Here is a 19893-nt window from a genome sequence, read left to right as displayed (position 1 = left end):
GGACCCGGCACTGCCTGCCGCTCTCCTGCGACAGGTCACTTCCGGATATTCGGCATACAAGCCGTCCGCCCTACTTTCGAGGTGCGCAACCTAGCTTACTCCCTGCCGCCTCTCAAGCGGCTTCCCGGTTTTCAACACCTCTTTCGCTCTCGCTTTGCAATTGCCTCACTATAGCGAATACCCCAGGCTCTCCCGAGGTTATGCGGCGTTTTGCCGCAAAATCCCGGAGGGTCCTCACAAATATCCGAGGGGCCTGACAGGGCCTACTCCTGTTCGTGCCTCATCTCGTCCTCGACCTCGCGCCCTATGATACGGCGCACCCGGCGCATGCCGAACCAGACAAGGCCGGCAACCACGGGAATGGCGAATCCCGGCGTCATCTCCAGGTAGGCGCCCGGCACATCAAGGCCGCTGGCCTTCAGGCTCTCGGCGGCATAGGAAACCAGGCCCACGCCATAGTAGGTGATCGCCGCCACGGACAGCCCCTCGACCGTTTCCTGCAACAGGAGCTGCAGCTTGGCGCGCCGGCTCATGGTCTCCAGCAGGTCGCGGTTCTGGGCCTCCACCTTGATATCCACCCGCGTGCGCAGCAGTTGGCTGGCCCGGGCCACACGCTTGGACAGGGTATCAAGGCGCTCGGCCACGGCGACACAGGTATTCGTGGCCGGTGCCAGGCGCCGGTCCATGAACTCGCCAATGGTCTGGATTCCCTCGATCCGCTCTTCGCGCAGTTCCGTGATGCGCCGGCGGACCAGTTCGTAATAGGCGCGTGTCGCCCCGAATCGGAAGTTTGTCGCCGCGGCAATCCGTTCGATTTCCGAAGAGAGGTCTGTCAGTTGCGCCAGGAGTCTCTGCTCGCTCTCCAGTGCATCGCACTCGGAAAACTCCGCCGTGATGTCCATCAGGCTGTGACCGAGTTCCGTCAGTTCCACGCCGTGTCGACGCGCCAGCGGCAGCGCCAACAGGGAAAGCATGCGATAGGTCTCGATCTCGAAAAGCCGCTGGACCAGGCGCCCGGCCTGGCGGGGCCGCAGGCGATGGTCACGCAGAAGGATACGCCCGAATCCATCGGAATTGATGGTGAAGTTCATCCAGACCCGGGCGGCGCCTCCGGACACTGTGGAGCCGGCAAAATTCTGGATTCCCAGGATGCGCTCGATCTCATCCACATCGACCTCGCCCGCCTCACGCTCCTCCATCTCCATGTGAATGCCGGCCAGGACCTGCCCGGGAAGCCGGGAAAGCCACTCCTGCGGCACGAACTCCATGGCCGTGCGGGCAAAGCGCTCGCGTGCGCCCTCCCCGTCGAAAACCTCGGCGCGCACAAAGAAGCTGTAGCTCGTGAATTCGGTGTGCCGCTCCCAACGCAGGCGATAGTTCCCCAGATCGGCCGTATGGAAGTTGCTGCCCTCGGCAGGGGCCTCGACACCCTGCTTCTGGCAGAGCTCCGCCACCAGGGCGCGTTCCTCCTCGGCGCCGCGCTCTCCGGTCAGGAACGCCAGGTGCGTAGCCCGCTCGTTCTTGTTCAGGTGCATATAGGGCCGGGCATGCACCTCGGCCGAAAGCTCCTGACGCAGCGGATGGTCCGACAGTGGCAGATCGAAGCTCATGCTTTTCAAGGCCCCCCGATTGCGGAATCCTTGGATTCCGGTGCTGTTATTTACGCTTAGCAACGCTATATCAACAAGGACAGACTGTTCCACCGAGTTTGAGGATAATCTTCATGTCATTGATTGCCGAAACCGATTCGCTGTTCTTCGAACGTGCCGGCATGGACCGCGCCCGCACCCAGACACAGGTCGACGAGGCCCTGAACGGCGCCGATGATGGCGAGCTGTTCCTGGAATACCGGCAATCGGAGGCACTCGGCTGGGACGACGGCCGGCTGAAAAGCGCATCCTTCGATACCTCCCAGGGCTTCGGCCTGCGCTCGGTCAGTGGCGAGGCCGCCGGATACGCCCATGCCGGTGAACTCTCGGAAGCCGCTCTGGACCGTGCGAGCGAGACCGTCCGCGCCGTGCATCGCGGACGTGGCGGCGTCATGGCGGAACCGCCCCAGGGAACGAACAAGCGTCTCTATGAAAGCGACAACCCTCTCAACGATGTTGCTTTCGAGACCAAGGTCGCCCTGCTGGGCGAGATCGACAGCTACCTGCGCGCCAAGGACCCACGGGTGAAGCAGGTCTCGGCCTCGCTGGCCGGCAACTGGCAGGCCGTGCAGATCATCCGCGCCGGCGGCGAGCGCCAGGCCGATATTCGCCCCCTGGTCCGCCTGAACGTCTCGGTGGCGCTGGAAGAGGACGGCCGCATGGAAACCGGCAGCGCCGGCGGCGGCGGCCGCGTCAGCTTCAGCGGCCTGATCGAGGAGGACTCCTGGAAAGGGCTCGCCGACGAGGCCCTGCGCCAGGCCGAAGTCAACCTGGGCTCCATCGACACGCCTGCCGGCGAAATGCCGGTGATCCTGGGGCCCGGCTGGCCCGGCATCCTGCTGCACGAGGCCATCGGGCATGGCCTGGAAGGTGACTTCAACCGCAAGAAAACCTCGGCCTTCGCCGGCCTGATGGGACAGCGTGTGGCCGCCCCCGGCGTGACGGTCATCGACGATGGCACCATGGCCGAACGGCGCGGGTCGCTGACCATCGACGACGAGGGCACGCCCACGAAACGGACGACGCTGATCGAGGACGGCATCCTGACCGGCTACATGCAGGATCGTCAGAACGCCCGCCTGATGGGCATGGAACCCACCGGCAACGGACGCCGGGAATCCTACGCGCACATCCCCATGCCACGCATGACCAACACCGTCATGCTGAATGGTGACAAGGATCCGGGCGAGATGTTCGCCAGTGTGAAGAAGGGGCTTTATGCCGTGAACTTCGGTGGCGGCCAGGTGGACATCACCAGCGGCAAGTTCACCTTCTCCTGCACCGAAGCCTACCTGATCGAGAACGGCAAGATCGGACCCGCCGTCAAGGGCGCCACCCTGATCGGGAACGGTCCGGACGTGCTGACCAAGGTGAAGATGGTGGGCAACGACATGCAGCTCGATCCCGGCATCGGCACCTGCGGCAAGGAAGGGCAGGGTGTGCCCGTGGGCGTGGGACAGCCGAGCCTTCTCGTCGACTCCATCACCGTGGGCGGCACCGCCGCGTAAGCCCCCGGAACGGCACCACCCGGCCTATTCGGCCGGGTGCCCCTCTTCCCTGGGAGCGGCCGTAACGCGCTCGCTCTCTGCATCCAGTTGTTTTGCCACGGCGTTGCGCGAGGACGTGAAGCGGGCCAGCAGGTCATAGAGCACAGGGACCACGAAGAGGGTCAGCAGGGTCGCCAGGACCAGGCCACCAATCACCACCACACCGATGGCGCCTCGGCTTTCGGCTCCGGCGCCCGTGGACAGGACCAATGGAACCGCCCCGACCACCGTCGAGATGGCCGTCATCAGGATGGGGCGAAAGCGCAGGACCGAGCCCTCGACGATGGATTCGCGCACGGATCGTCCCTCTTCACGCAGCTGGTTGGCGAACTCCACGATCAGGATGCCGTTCTTGGACATCAGGCCGATCAGCAGGATGGCACCGATCTGGCTGTAGATGTTGATCGACATGCCGGTCAGCCAGAGCGCCAGCAGCGCGCCGGTCACGGCCAGGGGCACCACCAGCATGATGATGGCCGGATGGATGAAGCTTTCGAACTGGGCGGCCAGCACCAGGAAGACGATCACCAGGGCCAGCAGGAAGGTGAAGTAGATCTCGTTCGAGGTGTCCTGGAACTCCTGCGATTGTCCCAGGTAGCTCAGGCGGGCCGCCTCCGGCAGTTCCTCCTCCGCAAGTTCCTCGAAATAGGCCAGGGCTTCGCCCAGATCGTAACCTGAGGCCAGCGAGGCCGTGAGCGTCACGGACGGTAGGCGGTCCACACGGGTCAGGGACGGCGGCGCCCCGCGCTCGGTCAGGGTCACCAGGCTGCTGAGCGGCACCAGTTCCCCGCTGTCGGCCCGAACGAAGATGTTCTCCAGGTCGTTCGGTGTCATGCGGTCACTGTCCTCCAGCTGCACGATCACGTCGTACTCGCGCCCGCGATCCAGATAGCTGCCCACCACGCGCGAAGCGATCATGCTCTCAAGCGTGGTGGAGATGTCTCGCACGCGAATGCCCAGATCCGCCGCCCGCTTGCGGTCGATGGAAACGCTCAACTGCGGCCGTGTTTCCTTGTAGTCGGTATCCAGATTCAGGATGCGCTCGTTGTCCGATGCCCGCTCCGCCAGGCGATTGGCCCAGGTCCCCACGGTCTCGTAATCGGAGCCGCCCACCACGATCTGGACCGGCTGCTCGAAGGAACTCTGGCCCAGCCCCGGCGGATTGACGGCGAAGGCGCGCAGACCGGGAATGGCCAGGATTTTCGGGAAGATCTCCTGCGTGATCTCCTGCTGCTTCATGTCGCGCTCGGCCCAGGGGGCCAGCCCCAGGATCGTGAAACCGCTGTTGGGGACGTTTCCCCATCCGACAATGGAAAAGATCCGGTTCGCATCCCCGCGTTCATAGACCGGCCGGATGGCTTCCTCCACCTGAAGGACGCTGCGGAAGGTTTCCTGTGGTGTCGCCCCCTCCGGTGCCGAGCTGGGAATGATGATCACGCCGCGATCCTCGGTCGGAGTCAACTCGTTGGGCAGCAGGGAAAACAGCGGCAACGCAATCAGGGCCACCAGCAGGGCCACCCCCAGCACCGCCAGGGGCAGGACGATCACACGCTCCAGCAGCCAGCGATAGCCCCGGGTCAGACCATTCAGGACGGATTCCGTGCTGCGCATAAACAAATTCGGCCGGCGGGTGCGATCGGGGGCCTTCAGCCACTTGGAACAGAGCATGGGCGCCAGGGTCAGCGCGATCAGACTGGAAAAGGCGACAGCCGCCGCCATGGTCAGTCCGAATTCCTCGAACAGGCGCCCGACACTGCCCTGCAGGAAGGCGATGGGCACAAAGACCGCGATCAGGGTCAAACTGGTGGCGATCACGGCAAAGCCCACCTGGCGCGTACCGTGGAAGGCGGCCACCAATGGCGGCTCGCCCTCCTCTATGCGCCGCTGCACATTCTCCAGCACCACGATGGCATCGTCGACCACCAGGCCCACGGCCAGAATCATGGCCAGCAGAGTCAGGACGTTAATGGAGAATCCCAGCGGCGCCATGATGATGAAGGCGCCGACCAGCGAGACAGGGATGGTCACGGCTGGAATGAAGGTGGCGCGGATCGTGCGCAGGAACAGGAAGATGATCACCACCACCAGGCCAATGGCCAGCAACAGCGTCTTCACCACTTCCTTGATCGCCTCGCGAATGAACAGCGATTCGTCATAGCTGGCATTCAGCTCGACGCCCGCAGGCAAATCGTCCCGGATTGCATCGATCTCTGCACGCACCCGGTCCGACACATCGATGGTATTGGCCTTGGACTGCCGGATAATGCCCAGGCCGATGGCACCCTCGCCATTGGAGCGCAGGATGGAGCGTTCGCTTTCCACGCCCCGTTCAACGCGGGCCACCTCGCCCAGGCGGATCTGATAGCCGTCTTCCTGTTTCACCACCAGGCTGGCGAATTCCTCCGGATCTTGCAGTCGGCTTTCGGTGCGCACCGTCAGTTCGCGCGCTTCCGACTCCAGGCGTCCGGCCGGCAGTTCCAGGTTCCCTGCCCGCAAGGCCTGTTCCACATCGGAGACCGTCAGGTCACGAGCCGCCATGGCCTGCCGGTCCAGCCAGATGCGCATGGCATAGCGGCGATCGCCGCCGATGCGAACGCGCGCCACACCGTCCAGGATGGACAGGCGGTCCTCCAGTGTTCGCTCGGCATAGTCGCTCAGTTCTGCGGGATCCAGGCGGTCACTGGTCAGCGTGATCCACATCATCGGACGTGCGTTGGCATCCGCCTTGCGCACCACGGGATCATCGGCTTCCTCGGGCAGCTGCGACAGCACCCGCCCAACCGCATCGCGCACATCGTTGGCCGCCAGGTCCACATCCTGCGAGGTGTTGAACTCGATCGTCGTCTCGGCGCGCCCGTCACGGCTTTCCGACTGGATGTTGCGGATGCCCTCGACGCCGCTGATCGCGCCTTCGATCACTTCCGTGATCTCGCTGTCCACCACCTGAGGGGCGGCCCCGGTGTATGTCGTGTCGATGGACACCACGGGCGGGTCGATGTCGGGATTCTCGCGCACCGCCATCTGCATCAGGAAAGCAACACCCAGCACGACGATCATCAGGCTGATCACCGTTGCCAGGACGGGACGCTTGATCGAGGTATCGGAAAGAAACATCAGCCTGTCCGCCCTACTGCCCGGTCAGCTGCCGGCATCGGGGCCGTCGCCGGTCCCGACCACACGCACCGTGGCGCCATCCTGAAGGCGCTGCAGGCCATAGGTCACCACACGATCGCCCTTGGACAGACCCTCCCGGATTTCCACTTCGCCGGGCAGGCGCGTACCGATCTGCACATCCACACGGCGTACGCTGGCTTGGCCCTCGGCCTCCTCCAGTACATAGACATGCGGCCGGTCCCCCTCGGCCACGAGCGCCATTTCGGGAACCAGGAGGGCGTTTTCCCGCTGGCTGACCAGCAGGCGCACAGCCATGAACATGCCGGTGCGCAGGCGGCGGTCCTCGTTGGGCAGCGTTGCCTCCACACGCAGGGAGCGGGTGGTCGGATCCACGCGGGTATCCACGTCGCTGACCACGCCCTCGAAGGTTTCGTCCGGCCAGGCCACAGAGGTCGCCTCCACGGGCAGGCCGCGTGAAAGCACCCCCATGAAGCGTTCCGGGACCGAAAACTCCATCTTGATCTCGGACAGGTCGTCCAGGGTGGTCACGACGGTCTGGCTGTCGATATAGGCCCCCGGGGAAACACGCCGCAGCCCCACCACGCCATCGAAGGGCGCGCGGATCCTGCGGTCGGCAATATCGGTCTCGATTGCGGCCGCCCGGGCCGCGGCCGCTTCCAGCCCGGCCTGCAGTTCGTCAACACGCGCCTGCGGGACATTCTGGCTGCTCAGAAGCTGGCGTGCCCGCTCCAGCTGGCGGGCCATGTCCCGACGATTGGCCTCGGCTTCGCGCAGCAAGGCCTGCTGGCGCGTACTGTCGAGTTCCAGCAGGACCGCCTCGGCCGCAACCTCCTGGCCCTGCTCGAAATGGATGGTTTCAATGCGTCCGGCCACTTCGGGGACCACATCGATGGACTCCCGGGCCTCGGCCGTGCCGACGGCCTCCACGCGCTCGGCGACGAGGCCGACCCGCACGTCGCTGACCACCACAGGACTGGCCTGGGCGCCATTCCCCGGCGGGGCACCATCAGAGCCGCCGGGCCCGCTGGAAGAAAAGTTCTGCCAGGCATAGTACCCGCCACCGGCAAGTAGCAGGATGAAGAGAATTTGGAAGACTGTGCGCATCATCGGGTGTTTTACGAGCTCGATTCCTGTTCGGACCATTTCGCCGCAACACCCTTTCGTGCGGAGTCTCCGCAAAAATCGATCCGGACGCGACGAAATCCGCTGCTGAAAACTAGTGGCAATGTGTTAAACATTCCACCCGGAAAGTCATTCCGGTGGGGGAATATCATGCACAGAGTCGCGCGCAGAAGCCTGATGCTGGCCAGCATCATCCTCTGCCTGCTTCCTGGCCTGGCGGCGGCCCAGGGCGAAACGGCAGGGCAGAGCAATCCGAAAGGCCGCCAGATGGCCGCTTTGGAAGCCGGCGTGGATTACATCGAGGTCCGCAAGGGCGATCGGGTGCTGGAACTCCATCGCGATGGCGAGGTCCTGGCCAGCTATCCGATCCAGCTCGGCAAGCGTCCCGAGGGACACAAGCGCTTCGAAGGGGACCAACGTACGCCCGAAGGCACCTATCGTATCGGCTGGCGCAATCCGGAAAGCAGTTTCTTCCTCTCGCTGGGCATCACCTATCCCAACGAGCAGGACCGCGCCTACGCCGAACAATACGGGGTCAGTCCCGGCGGACAAATCATGCTGCACGGCATGCCCAACGACACGGAATACCGCAAGGAAGTCTTCAACGAACCCAACTGGACCAATGGCTGCATCGCGCTTCGCGATCACCACATGATGCAGATCTGGGAATCGGTCGAGGTCGGCACGCCCATCCGCATCAAGCCTTGATGCGCAGCCACAGCAGACCGAGCCACTCATGCAGTGCGTGATCGCTGCGTCGCAGGTTCCCCGCTGAGGGCAGCCAAGCCTGCAGTTCGGCTGCAGAAGCCTGCACCCGCCGAGAGTCCGTTGAGGCCGGAATCGGGTTCAGCCCGGCCCTGCCTGCCAGTTTCAGCGCCCGCGGCATGTGCGCGGCGGAGGTCACCAGGATAAATGGGTCCTGTCCCATCCTGCGCGCCAACGCCTGCATTTCCCCCGCCGTATCGCGCGGCGCTGCCTCGGCGACAATGGCCGCCTCCGGCACGCCCAGGGACACTGCTGCACGCTTCATCGCCTCGGCCACGGGCAGAGGCTCCCGCCCGGCGTCGCCCGTGAAGATCAGCGGCAGATCCGAAAGTCCGGCTAGGCCCCGCAGGCGCAGGGCTTCCATCAAGCGCGCCGAGGCCGCCCGCCCCAGCCAGTCCGCCGGCGGCTGGCCCGGCCGCACATGATGGCCGGCCCCCAGCACCACGATGGCTTCCGGTCGTGGCTGTGCCTCCTGAAGCCCTGCAAAGGGCGATACCTGGCTTTCCAGCGGGCGGAGCAAGGCATTGGGCAACCAGGGCAGGGAAAAGGCCAGAAAAAGCAGCAGCGAACAGGCCAGCAGTCCCCGTGCCAGGCGCGGCGCACCGCCCACCAGCATCAGGACCACGCCGGCCAGCAACAGCACCAGCACAAGCCCGACCGGCGACAGCAGCGCGCCCAGCAGCTTCTTCAGAAAGAACATTGCAGTTCACAGGTCGATATCGGCATCGGGCTGGCCGGCCGCCAGGGCATTGATACAGGCCAGGCACAAGTCCCGGAAAGCGATGACCTCATTCTCCGTGACGGCTTGCCAATCGGGCAATCGAGTCACGGCCTCTTTGAGGAAGTCGCTGGAAAAGAGCCCACTCTGTATTATTGTATCGACCGACACGAACGCCCCCTGCGCTCACCTGTTCAAATCACTGGTTACCCCGCCCCTGTTTGTCCTACAGGATAATCGGCGGCATCGGAAGAACCAGAAGCTACACATCTGGATCAGCACCCCTCCGGAACGGGACGCTTTACCGCGACTCATTCCGGACGTAGACTCCAGACTGGAGAAAGTCATGAGCAACGAGCAGCTTCGCTACACCTTCCGAATCAACGACAAGACGCCCGAAACCATGCCGTTCGGGCGTCTGCTGGACTATTATGTCCAGCTCAAGGACATGCTGGGTCTCGAAGACCATCTTCATTTGGTTGCAATTGGAGAGGGCAGTCATGCCAATGCCTTCTCCATGGATTGCGCGCATGAAACCGAACTCACGGAGCGGCTTTCCGGTCTGCAGAGTGGACAGGCTCCCAAGAAAGCCCTGACGGCCCGCAACAGAATCAATGAGATGCTGAGTGAGGATTCCACAAGCGGCTGCCTGTCCGGGCCGGGCAATGCACAAGTCATGACATTTCCAGGGAGTCACAAACCCTCCAAGGCTGCGCTTTCTCTCAGGGATACCATGAGCCTGACCGGGGAACTCTATTACCTGGCTGCCAGCGGCAACAATGTTGCCGTTCGCCTGAGGACGGAAAGCCATGGTGCCGTCTTTGGCACGACCAGCAAGGATGTGGGACATGCGCTTCGCAGCGTTCTGTTCGAACAGGTGAAACTGGATGGACATGGAGAATGGCTGCGCCATGAGGATGGAACCTGGTCGGTAGAGTCGTTTACCGTTGCCAGTTTCACTCCGGTTGGCAGTGCAAACCTGCGGGAAACAGTAGACCACATCCGCAACATGGACCTGGATTGGCCAAGTGACCCACTGGCACGCTTGCGTGAGATGGAAGAGAAGAACGGGCAGGCTCATTGATTGTCGCATTCGACAATACCTTCCTGTCCTTGGTGCTACGGCCAGGCAGTCCCCCCGCCTCGAATTACGAAACGGGCCAACCGGTTGAATACAGCAGAGAACGCATAGAGGCGCTTGTAGACAGTTTGGCGAATACGGGCGGACGTGTCCTGATACCCACGCCCTGCCTTACCGAACTTCTGTCTGCCGTGCCTGACCTGGAAAGAGCTGTTTCCGAAATAGACAGGTCTCCTGCCTTTCAGATCGCTTCCTTCGACGCCCGTTGTGCCATCGAGCTTGCAGAGGTTGTTCGCAAGGCATTTGACAAGGGTGACAAGAAATCTGGCTCCAAGGCAGGATGGAATGAGGTCAAATATGATCGCCAGATTGCAATGATTGCGAAGGTTTATGGTGCGGAAGCACTTTATACAGATGATCGTAACCAATCGACCTTTGCAGAGGAAATCGGCTTGAAGGTCCTGCACACTTGGGACCTGGAATTGCCTTCGGATTACGCTCAGGCAAGCCTGGACCTGGGAAAGCAGGAGTAAAGCAAACAAGCGGGGAAAGGCGTTGACAGCACGTTTGTCAGGGTTATATTCGCCCCTCTCGCACGGAAGGCATGGATTTCCGTGTCGTTTTTTACGTCCGAACGCAGGCATTTCATCATGTACGCAGTCATCAAGACAGGCGGCAAGCAATATAAAGTCGCCAAAGACGACGTTCTCACGGTCGAGAAGTTGTCTGCTAACGCCGGAGACAGCGTGTCTCTGGACGAAGTCCTCATGGTGGGCGCCGAAGGCGACCTGAAGGTGGGCAGCCCGACCGTGTCCGGCGCCAGCGTCAAGGCCGAGGTTCTCGAGCAGACGCGCGGCGACAAGATCGTCGTCTTCAAGAAGCACCGCCGCAAGCACTATCGTCGCAAGAACGGGCATCGCCAGGAGCTGAGCAAGATTCGCGTGACGGAAATCGTCGGCGCGGGCAAGGCCAAGAAGGCGGCCCCTAAGAAGGCGGCTGCGGAAAAGACCGAGGAGTAAGCTGCAATGGCACAGAAAAAGGCAGGCGGCAGTTCCAAGAACGGGCGCGACTCAATTGGTCGCCGCCTGGGCGTCAAGAAGTTCGGTGGCGAAGAGGTTCGCGCCGGCAACATCATCATTCGCCAGCGCGGCACCAAGTGGCGCCCGGGCGAGAACGTGGGCCTGGGCAAGGACCACACCATCTTCTCCCTGATCGAAGGCAAGGTTGCCTATCGCAAGGGCGCGGAAAACCGTACCTATGTGTCGGTCACGCCGATCCAGGAGCCGGCCGAGTAGATCGCGGACCCTGCCGCGTTCGAGGATTCGGGGGAATGGTACGCCATTCCCCCTTTTTCGTTTCAAACCAGGGCGCTGACATGAGCCTCTCCGCATGAAGTTTCTCGACGAAGCCAAGATATTCCTGAAAAGCGGTGACGGCGGAGGCGGATCGGTCTCCTTCCGGCGCGAGAAGTATGTCGAGTTCGGCGGACCTGACGGCGGCAACGGCGGTCGCGGCGGCGACATCGTCTTCCAGGCGATGGACGGCCTGAACACCCTGATCGACTTCCGCTATCAGCAGCATTTCAAGGCAGGGCGCGGCCATCACGGCATGGGACGCGACCGTTCGGGGGCCGCCGGAGACACGATTACCATCAAGGTGCCCGTCGGCACGCAGATCCTGGCCGAGGACAAGGAAGCCCTGCTGGCCGACCTGACCGAAGTCGGGCAGACCATGACCCTGCTGCGCGGCGGCGACGGCGGATTCGGAAATGCCCACTTCAAGTCCTCCACCAACCAGGCGCCACGACGCGCCGACCCCGGCTGGCCGGGCGAGGAGCGCTGGGTCTGGCTGCGCCTGAAGCTGATCGCGGATGCCGGCCTGGTCGGCCTGCCCAATGCCGGCAAGTCCACCTTTCTCTCCGCCGTCAGCCGCGCCCGGCCCAAGGTGGCCGACTATCCCTTCACCACCCTGCACCCCAACCTGGGCGTAATCCGCAACGACGAGGCCGACTTCGTCCTGGCGGACATTCCCGGCCTGATCGCGGGCGCGCATCAGGGCGCCGGCCTGGGCGACCGCTTCCTGGGCCATGTGGAGCGCTGCGGTGTTCTGCTGCATCTGGTGGATGGCACCCAGGAGGACCCGGTTGGCGCATGGCGAACCGTGCGCCAGGAGCTGGAGGCCTATGGCGGCGCCCTGGCCGAGAAACCCGAGGTTCTGGCACTGAACAAGACCGATGCGCTGGACGAGGAAACCATTCGTACGCGCCAGAAAGCCCTGGCCGAGGCCTCGGGTGAGGAGGTCCATCCGATTTCGGGCATATCGGGGCGCGGCGTCAAGCAGATGCTCCGGCTGTTGCAGCAGCATATCCGCGCCTACCGCGCAGCCGAGGCCGAAGCGGACGCGGCACGCCAGCAGGCGCTCGAGGAGCTGACCGCGCAACGCGACGATGACTGAGACCTCGCCCCTGGACAGCGCACGGCGCATTGTCGTCAAGATCGGCTCGGCCCTGCTGGTCGAGGAAAGCGACGGCAGCATCCGTCATGGGTGGCTGCAGAGCCTGGCCCAGGACCTGGCAAACCTGCATGGCCAGGGACGCGAGGTGATCGTGGTCTCCTCCGGCGCCATTGCCGTGGGTCGGCACTACCTGGGCCTGGGCAACGGACGCCTGAAGCTGGAGGAGAAACAGGCAGCCGCGGCCACGGGGCAGTTGCGACTGGCCCATGCCTACCAGGAAGGCCTGGCCGCCCACGACATCACGGTCTCCCAGATCCTGCTGACCCTGGGTGACACCGAGGAGCGCCGCCGGCACCTGAACGCACGCAACACCCTCAACACGCTGCTGCGCCACCGCAGCCTGCCGGTCATCAACGAGAACGACACCATCGCCACCAGCGAGATCCGCTTCGGCGACAACGACCGCCTCGCGGCCCGGGTCGCGGCCATGATCAATGCCGAGGCCCTCATCCTGCTCTCGGACATCGACGGCCTATACACCAGCGACCCCCGCAGCGATCCGAAGGCCAAGCATATCCCACAGATCCCGCGCCTGTCCGCCGAGATAGAGGCCATGGCCGGCCAGGCACCGCCCGGCCATTCCTCGGGCGGCATGGTGACCAAGCTTGCCGCGGCCCGGATTGCCGTCGGCGCCGGCTGTCACATGGCCATTGCGGATGGACGCGCCGAAGCGCCCCTGCGCCGGCTGGCCGAGGGCGCGCGGTGCAGCTGGTTCCTCTCCGACACCGAGCCGCTGGCCGCACGCAAGCAGTGGATTGCCGGCGCCCTGAAGCCCAGCGGCAGCATTCATATCGATGCAGGCGCCCGCCAGGCCCTGCTGAACGGGCGTTCGCTGCTGCCCGCCGGCATCACTGCAATCACGGGAGACTTCGAGCGCGGTGACGCGGTGCTGGTACGCGACTTGGCAGGCGAAGAAATCGCCCGCGGGCTCTCGGCCTATGGTGCGGAGGACGCCCGGCGCATCCTGGGTCACAAGAGTCGGGACATCGAAACCATCCTTGGCTACCGTGGGCGCGAGGAAATGATTCACCGTGACGACCTGGTGCTTACAACCCTGGAAAAGGGAGCTGCCGGATGACCGCAGAGACAGTTGAAAGCCGGATTGAACCGGGCCTGGAAGAGCAGATCGCGGAACTGGGCCGCCAGGCACGCACGGCCGCCCAGGAACTGGCCATCAGCAGCACGGAGCAGCGCAACAGGGCCCTGCGTGAAGCCGCCGCTGCCTTGCGCGCCGGCACAGCCGCCATTCTGTCGGCCAACAGCCAGGACCTGGACCAGGCCCGCAATCGCGGGACCACCGGCGCCTTCCTGGATCGCCTGGCGCTGGACGAGGGGCGTATCGAGGCCATGGCCAAGGGACTCGAGGATATCGCGGCCCTGCCCGACCCCCTCGGACGCACGCTGGCCGCCTGGGAGCAGCCAAGCGGCCTGGAGATCGAGCGGCGGTCGGTACCGCTGGGTGTGATCGGGATCATCTACGAAAGCCGGCCCAACGTGACCGCGGATGCAGGTGGGCTCTGCCTGAAATCCGGCAATGCCGCGATCCTGCGCGGGGGCTCGGAGTCCCATCACACCTCGGGGGTCATCCTGGACTGCCTGCGTGAAGGCCTGCTGGCGGCCGACCTGCCCGAGTCAGCCCTGCAGCGCCCTCCCACCTCCGACCGGGCGGCTGTGGGGCACCTGCTGCGCCTCAACAGCTGCATCGACCTGATCGTACCCCGCGGGGGCCGCAGCCTGATCGAACGTGTCAGCGAGGAAAGCCGGATACCTGTCCTGGCCCACCTGGAAGGCGTCAACCACTGCTACCTGCACCAGGCCGCCGACCCCGAGAAGGCGCTTCACGTGGTCATGAACGCCAAGATGCGGCGCACCGGCGTCTGCGGTGCTGCGGAAACCCTGCTGGTTGATCGTGCGGTTGCCGAAGAGCTTCTGCCACCGATCCTGAAGGCCCTGCGGGACAGCGGCTGCGAGCTGCGCGGCGATGATGCCGTGCGCCGCCTGGACTCCTCCGTTGCGCCGGCAACGGACACCGACTGGGATACCGAGTATCTCGATGCCATCCTGTCGGTCCGGCTGGTCGAGGGGCTGGAACAGGCGCTTGCGCACATCGCACGCCATGGCTCGGGGCACACGGAGTGCATCGTCACCGAGGACGCCCAGGCCGCAGACAGCTTCCTGGCCCGGGTGGACGCCGCCATCGTCATGCAGAACACCTCGACCCAGTTTGCCGACGGCGGGGAGTTCGGAATGGGGGCCGAGATTGGCATTGCCACCGGCAAGCTGCATGCCCGCGGCCCCGTGGGGGCAGACCAGCTGACCAGCTACAAGTACCTGGTCCGCAGCAACGGCGCCATCCGCCCCTGAATTCCTTTTCGAAGAGTGCCGTCCCGATCCATGTCGCGAACCCGTCCGAAACCTGTCCGCTGCCCCACGCCGGCCATGCTCGGACAGGCCCTGGGCGGCCCCCTGCCAAAGCCTGGCCGCCGGATCGGCCTGTTGGGCGGATCCTTCAATCCGGCCCACCAGGGACACCGGCATATTGCGCTGGAAGCGTGCAAGCGCCTGAAGCTGGACGAGGTCTGGCTGCTGGTCAGCCCGCAGAACCCCCTCAAGGAAGCAGCCGGGATGGCCGGTCTGGAGGCGCGCCTGGCCTCGGCGCGACAAATCGCGCAGCACCCGCGTCTGCGGGTCACGACCCTGGAAACCGCGTTGGGCACACGCGTGACGGCGGACACCCTGAAGGCGCTGCGCTGCTGCTTTCCCGGGATCGATTTCGTCTGGCTGATGGGGGCGGACAACCTGGCCCAGGTCCATCGCTGGGGGCGCTGGACAGAAATCTTTAACACGCTCCCCGTTGCGGTCCTTGATCGTCCATCCTATTCTTTATCTGTGTTGTATGCCAAGGCAGCGCAGCGGTTCGCGAGTGCCCGAGTTGCGGAAAGACGGGCCGCCACGCTTCCAGGGCGATCTGCGCCGGCATGGACGTTTCTGCACATACGGCTCAATCCCCTTTCGGCTACGGCACTGAGAGAAGGCCGCGGCCATCTGGTTGACGGCACGAGAACAACCAACCACGGCGAAGCGTTCGCCCATGCGAGCCCTCGCCCAGACAAGGAGTAAGACTGTCATACTCGACAAAGCCATGACGCAAAACAGCGTCGAAGAGATGCCCGGCAACCTGAAGGCCGTGCCCGGCACCGATTCCGACAGCCTGATTCAACTGGTCCAGGCCTCCCTGGATGAGGATCAGGCCGTGGAGCCCGTGATCATCGATCTTTCCGGAAAAAGCTCGTTCGCCGACTACATGGTGATCGCCAGCGGCCGTTCGGCCCGTCAGGTCGGCGCCATTGCCGAGCACCTGCGCGAACGACTGAAAGCGACCGGTCTGAAGGACCTGGCCGTCGAAGGCCTGTCCCACTGCGACTGGGTGCTGATCGATGCCGGAGACATCGTGATTCACCTTTTCCGTCCCGAGATTCGCGAATTCTACAATCTCGAGAAGATGTGGGGTGGATCGCTGTCCGATGAGACGCACGAAGCCGACGCCTGAGGCCGGCTAACACCAAGCCGGTCACACAGGCCCCGGTCACACAGGCGAATGTCCGGCCAAGGCTTGCGGGCGCGGGTCTCGTGACCTGCTGCCCTCCTGGAAGATATGAGCCCTTCAAGGGCCACGACCGCCCTTTACGACAAAGCTTCCTGACATGCAGATCACAATTCTTGCCGTTGGCCGCTTTCGTTCCGGGCCTCAACGCGCCCTCTACGAGGATTACGCGGCCCGCCTGAAGAAAGGCACCCTGCTGGGGCCACTCAAGCTGCAGGAAGTGGAGGAGAAACGTAATCTCGAGCCCGCGCGCCTGAAGGCGCGCGAGGGCGAGCTGCTGGACCGCGCACTGCCCGAGGGCGCGCGCTGCATCGCCCTGGACGAACGCGGCGACAACCTGGACAGCGCCCAGTTGGCCGGTCTTCTGGGGCAGTGGCGCGAGGAAGGTCTCCGCGAGACCGTGTTTCTGATTGGCGGGGCCGATGGCCTGTCGCCCGAACTGCGCCAACGCGCGGACAGGGTTCTCAGCTTCGGGCGCATGACCTGGCCGCACCTGCTGGTCCGCGGGCTGCTGGCCGAGCAGGTCTTCCGCGCCAACGCCATCCTGAGCGGCCACCCCTATCACAGGGCAGACTGAAGACAAGATCCGCCGGCCCCTTCCCTTTGCCGGGCAGGAAAGCTATGAAGGGGACCTCTCAGGGCCGATCCCGTCCGGGACCGGCAATCGGAACGGCAATACGGAGAAAGCAAGTCATGGGATGTCTGGTACTGCTGCGCCACGGACAGAGCGACTGGAACGCGCAGAACCGCTTCACCGGGTTCGTTGATGTCGAACTCAGCGACAAGGGACGGGCGGAAGCCGAGAAGGGCGGCCGCCTGCTGAAGGACATCCGCTTTGATCGGGTTTTCGCCTCCACCCTGAAACGGGCCTACGATACGGCCGAGATCGCGCTCGAAGCCAGCGGCAACAACGAACACCTGCGCGAGAACGGCGAATGGCAGATCACCAAGCATGACGACCTGCGCGAACGTGACTATGGCGACCTGGCCGGGCTCAACAAGGCTGAGACGGCCGAGAAATTCGGCGATGAACAGGTTCACATCTGGCGCCGCAGTTATGACGTGCGCCCGCCGGGCGGCGAAAGCCTGAAGGATGTGGTCGAGCGCGTCGCGCCCTATTTCGAACGCGAAATCCTGCCCGAGCTGAAGGCCGGCAAGAACATCCTGGTGGGCGCGCACGGCAACACCGTCCGCGCGCTGCTGGTGGCTCTGGATTGTCACAGCCCCGAGGAAATCTCGGGTGTGGAGATCCCCACCGGCGTGCCCATGGTCTTCGAAACCGACAACGGCAGTCCGAAGACCTACCGCTTCCTGGACGGAAAGTGAGATGGGGAGTGGGGCCTAGAGGCTCCCGGTCGCCAGTTCCCTTAAGGCATTGGCGTCTTTGATTTCCAGAAAACCTTGCCGGCTAAGGATCAATTCCCTTTCCCGGAACTCTCTCAAGACGCGACTGACATGCACCTGGGTCAGGCCCAGCGTGTCCGCTATGTCCTGCTGGGTCAGGGGGAACTGGATTCGATCATTGGCCTTCAGGTCCATGCTTTCCTGCTTGCTCTCAAGATAAAGGATAAGGCGCGCAAGACGCTCCTCTGCCCGGCACCGCCCCAACTCGAAGAGCCGCATCTCGTAGTCTTCCTTTTCCGAGAGGCAGGTCGCAATCACGTGATCGAGGAAGCTTGGATCCTGTTGGCATTCCCGACGAATGAGTTCGACGTCAAAGACGCAGGTCTCCAATTTCGTCAGGCTCTGGCCGGCAAACTGTGGCTGCGAGGAAAAAAGGAATGAGGGCGAAATGATCTCACCCGGAAGCTGGTAGGAAAGAATCTGTCGCCGTCCATCCTGGCTGAGCATGTAGCGAAAGGCCCAGCCCTCGCGAACAACATGGATATGCTTGATAGAACTCGACTGTGTGTAAAGGGTTCGACGTCGAAGAAAACTTTGCCGCCCCATGTAGAATGGCGCTGGTGCGTCCGGAAGCACGTCCTTGAAGAAACGGCAGAAGCCCAGCCGGCCGACCTTGCAGGACCGGCAGGGAGTCTCTTCTTCATGGGCAATTTTCTCCGAGCCACTGGGTGATGGCTCTGACAATCATACTCTCCAACCAAGGATAAACTTTACAGTTATACGAAATTTATCCTTTAATCTTAAAGTGCAAAATACCCAAGAACTCTTATTAGACTATACATATGTTATAAACTAGTATTATAAATAAATGATTTAAACTACTTGCATAATTTAATATTTTATAAATTTATATTCATTTATATTAATTATAGTTACAGTAAAAATAGTCTGTAATAATAATTACTGCGCAGAGACTCCATAACGCCCTAATGGCTAGAACAGGAGATATCTCGATGCCCTCCCAGAATGAGACAGCCTGCCATGAACGGCTTGAATTCATGGAAATCGATCAAGCGCTCTGCGAGCGCCTGAGAAACCTCTGGCCACACATCGAACAGGTTCTGCCGGCCATCCTGGACGAATTCTATGCACACCTGATGGAGCAATACCATCTCCGCTCACTTCTTGGTGACCAGCAGGAACGCCTGAAAAGAGCGCAAAGCCAGCACTGGAAGCGTTTGTTCACTTCTGGATTCAGTGAAGACTACATGGAGAGCGTGCGGATCATTGGCTATACCCACAATCGCATTGGACTCGAGCCACGCTGGTATATTGGGGGTTACAGCTTCATTCTGCGCCGATTGGTCAAAAGTCTCCTCACAAGACAAGGCTTCTTCGGAACACCCAAATATCTGGACGTCAATGCCGTCATCTCGGCGGTGATGATCGACATGGAAATCGCGGTATCCACCTATCAGGATGCCCTGATTGAAGACCGTATGGCACGCCAGAAAACACTCGAAGAGGCCATTGCAGAACTTGACTCTCAAGTCAGCCAGGCCCTCGGCAAGCTTGACAGCAACACCGGAGAAATGAGCACCCAGACAACAGCCTTGGCCAAACAGGCCCAGGTCGCGCGCGAAGCCGCGTCCTCCGTTGCCTCGGCCGCCGAAGAATCCTCGACAAGCGTCCAGTCCATTGCCGCGGCGAGTGATGAAACCCTCGAAAGCATCGCCGAAGTCGGTCGTCAATCCGAAACCGCCAGAGAAGTCTCGGGCCATGCCCTTTCTGGAATACAGAAGACCGACAGCGAGATGAAGGCGCTCGCGAGTGCTGCTGAGCGGATCGACGAAGTCGTGACCATGATCAACGACATCGCCGGCCAGACCAACCTCCTGGCCCTGAATGCAACTATAGAAGCCGCACGGGCCGGAGAGGCTGGCAAGGGCTTTGCCGTGGTCGCCAGCGAAGTCAAGAAACTTGCAGAACAGACCGCTAGCGCCACCCAGGACATCGAGTCCCAGGTGGCTGACATACAATCAGCCATGACCCGCTCGGTCCATTCGATCGATCAGATAAAGGAAACCATCGAACAGATGGATAGTGCAGCAGCGGAGATTGCCAGAGCCGTTCATGAACAGAAGCAATCTACCCAGGAAGTCACCCACAGTGTTCACCAGACGGCCGAAGGGTCCCGCGAGGTCACTGAAAACATCACCAGGGTCGCCAGTTCGACGGCTGAGACGGAGGATACCTCAGTCAGCCTTGAGGAAGTCGCAAGCAGCCTTTCCTCTTGCAGCAGAGATCTGCGACAGCATTTCGATACCTTTCTGGAGAGTATTCGCCAGGACGTAGCTTGAGCGCCTGTTGGCAGTAGATAGCTTAGAGAACCCCATGAATCATTCGATCCGGAT

The 19893-nt window shown here is 62.7% G+C and carries 20 protein-coding genes; 14 read left to right on the top strand and 6 right to left on the bottom strand.

Going from position 1 to position 19893, the window contains the following annotated elements; translation table 11 throughout:
- Positions 1–263: 263 nt before the first annotated feature.
- On the bottom strand, positions 264–1610 hold the full coding sequence (locus tag BP38_RS21070) for a DUF3422 family protein (protein WP_035725572.1): 1347 nt from the start codon (positions 1608–1610) through the stop codon (positions 264–266).
- Positions 1611–1723: 113 nt separating this feature from the next.
- Here BP38_RS21070 and tldD point away from each other — a divergent pair, with 113 nt between their 5' ends.
- Positions 1724–3157: a metalloprotease TldD gene (tldD, locus tag BP38_RS0115905; RefSeq protein WP_026988546.1), complete on the top strand. Its 1434-nt coding sequence runs from the start codon at positions 1724–1726 to the stop codon at positions 3155–3157.
- A 24-nt stretch (positions 3158–3181) separates the two neighbouring features.
- Here the strand turns inward: tldD and BP38_RS0115900 are convergent, their stop codons facing one another.
- Both BP38_RS0115900 and BP38_RS0115895 read right to left on the bottom strand, forming a co-directional pair.
- Complete coding sequence (locus tag BP38_RS0115900) at positions 3182–6310, bottom strand: efflux RND transporter permease subunit (protein WP_026988545.1); 3129 nt, start codon at positions 6308–6310, stop codon at positions 3182–3184.
- A gap of 24 nt (positions 6311–6334) precedes the next feature.
- Positions 6335–7474, bottom strand: a complete 1140-nt coding sequence (locus BP38_RS0115895; RefSeq protein WP_081816734.1) for an efflux RND transporter periplasmic adaptor subunit — start codon at positions 7472–7474, stop codon at positions 6335–6337.
- A gap of 129 nt (positions 7475–7603) precedes the next feature.
- Here BP38_RS0115895 and BP38_RS21065 point away from each other — a divergent pair, with 129 nt between their 5' ends.
- The gene (locus BP38_RS21065; protein WP_051609454.1) at positions 7604–8161 is read left to right on the top strand and encodes a L,D-transpeptidase family protein; all 558 of its coding nucleotides are present in this window, start codon (positions 7604–7606) and stop codon (positions 8159–8161) included.
- Here BP38_RS21065 and BP38_RS0115885 read toward each other — a convergent pair.
- Together BP38_RS0115885 and BP38_RS22740 are read right to left on the bottom strand one after the other, a co-directional pair.
- Positions 8151–8918 (bottom strand): YdcF family protein, encoded by a 768-nt coding sequence (locus tag BP38_RS0115885; protein ID WP_026988542.1) that lies wholly within the window; start codon positions 8916–8918, stop codon positions 8151–8153. The two genes, BP38_RS21065 and BP38_RS0115885, sit on opposite strands and share 11 nt — an antisense overlap.
- Positions 8919–8924: 6 nt before the next feature.
- Positions 8925–9107 (bottom strand): hypothetical protein, encoded by a 183-nt coding sequence (locus tag BP38_RS22740; protein WP_155992479.1) that lies wholly within the window; start codon positions 9105–9107, stop codon positions 8925–8927.
- A gap of 175 nt (positions 9108–9282) precedes the next feature.
- On the opposite strand from BP38_RS22740, the gene BP38_RS0115875 reads away from it, so the two are divergent.
- The 11 genes from BP38_RS0115875 (at position 9283) to BP38_RS0115825 (ending at position 17461) form a co-directional block, all read left to right on the top strand.
- On the top strand, positions 9283–10020 hold the full coding sequence (locus BP38_RS0115875) for a hypothetical protein (RefSeq protein WP_026988541.1): 738 nt from the start codon (positions 9283–9285) through the stop codon (positions 10018–10020).
- Between the two features lie 188 nt (positions 10021–10208).
- Positions 10209–10550 carry a hypothetical protein gene (locus BP38_RS22735; RefSeq protein ID WP_155992478.1) on the top strand — a complete coding sequence of 114 codons (342 nt, stop codon included), beginning with the start codon at positions 10209–10211 and terminating at the stop codon, positions 10548–10550.
- A 117-nt stretch (positions 10551–10667) separates the two neighbouring features.
- Positions 10668–11036, top strand: coding sequence for a 50S ribosomal protein L21 (gene rplU, locus BP38_RS21055; RefSeq protein WP_035725570.1), 369 nt, complete (start codon positions 10668–10670; stop codon positions 11034–11036).
- Positions 11037–11042: 6 nt separating this feature from the next.
- Positions 11043–11312 (top strand): 50S ribosomal protein L27, encoded by a 270-nt coding sequence (gene rpmA / locus BP38_RS0115860; protein WP_022728767.1) that lies wholly within the window; start codon positions 11043–11045, stop codon positions 11310–11312.
- Positions 11313–11406: 94 nt separating this feature from the next.
- Positions 11407–12471: a GTPase ObgE gene (obgE, locus tag BP38_RS0115855; RefSeq protein ID WP_026988540.1), complete on the top strand. Its 1065-nt coding sequence runs from the start codon at positions 11407–11409 to the stop codon at positions 12469–12471.
- Positions 12464–13609, top strand: coding sequence for a glutamate 5-kinase (proB, locus tag BP38_RS0115850; RefSeq protein ID WP_026988539.1), 1146 nt, complete (start codon positions 12464–12466; stop codon positions 13607–13609). Before obgE ends, proB begins: the two co-directional genes overlap by 8 nt.
- Positions 13606–14895, top strand: coding sequence for a glutamate-5-semialdehyde dehydrogenase (locus BP38_RS0115845; RefSeq protein ID WP_026988538.1), 1290 nt, complete (start codon positions 13606–13608; stop codon positions 14893–14895). Before proB ends, BP38_RS0115845 begins: the two co-directional genes overlap by 4 nt.
- A 30-nt stretch (positions 14896–14925) precedes the next feature.
- Positions 14926–15651, top strand: coding sequence for a nicotinate-nucleotide adenylyltransferase (locus BP38_RS0115840; RefSeq protein WP_322098974.1), 726 nt, complete (start codon positions 14926–14928; stop codon positions 15649–15651).
- Between the two features lie 22 nt (positions 15652–15673).
- Positions 15674–16081 carry a ribosome silencing factor gene (gene rsfS, locus BP38_RS0115835; protein ID WP_051609452.1) on the top strand — a complete coding sequence of 136 codons (408 nt, stop codon included), beginning with the start codon at positions 15674–15676 and terminating at the stop codon, positions 16079–16081.
- Between the two features lie 154 nt (positions 16082–16235).
- Positions 16236–16712, top strand: a complete 477-nt coding sequence (gene rlmH / locus BP38_RS0115830; RefSeq protein WP_026988535.1) for a 23S rRNA (pseudouridine(1915)-N(3))-methyltransferase RlmH — start codon at positions 16236–16238, stop codon at positions 16710–16712.
- A gap of 116 nt (positions 16713–16828) precedes the next feature.
- Complete coding sequence (locus BP38_RS0115825; RefSeq protein ID WP_026988534.1) at positions 16829–17461, top strand: 2,3-bisphosphoglycerate-dependent phosphoglycerate mutase; 633 nt, start codon at positions 16829–16831, stop codon at positions 17459–17461.
- A gap of 15 nt (positions 17462–17476) precedes the next feature.
- On the opposite strand, the gene BP38_RS0115820 is transcribed toward BP38_RS0115825, so the two are convergent.
- On the bottom strand, positions 17477–18223 hold the full coding sequence (locus tag BP38_RS0115820; RefSeq protein ID WP_155992477.1) for a Crp/Fnr family transcriptional regulator: 747 nt from the start codon (positions 18221–18223) through the stop codon (positions 17477–17479).
- Between the two features lie 269 nt (positions 18224–18492).
- Here BP38_RS0115820 and BP38_RS0115815 point away from each other — a divergent pair, with 269 nt between their 5' ends.
- Positions 18493–19839, top strand: a complete 1347-nt coding sequence (locus BP38_RS0115815; protein ID WP_026988532.1) for a globin-coupled sensor protein — start codon at positions 18493–18495, stop codon at positions 19837–19839.
- Positions 19840–19893 lie beyond the last annotated feature (54 nt).

Origin of the sequence: Fodinicurvata fenggangensis DSM 21160, assembly GCF_000686045.1 — a bacterium.
In the GTDB taxonomy this organism is placed as follows: Bacteria; Pseudomonadota; Alphaproteobacteria; order Kiloniellales; family DSM-21159; genus Fodinicurvata; species Fodinicurvata fenggangensis.
The sequence above is the reverse complement of the archived record's forward strand: the minus strand, read 5'-3'. Positions and strand labels throughout refer to the sequence as shown.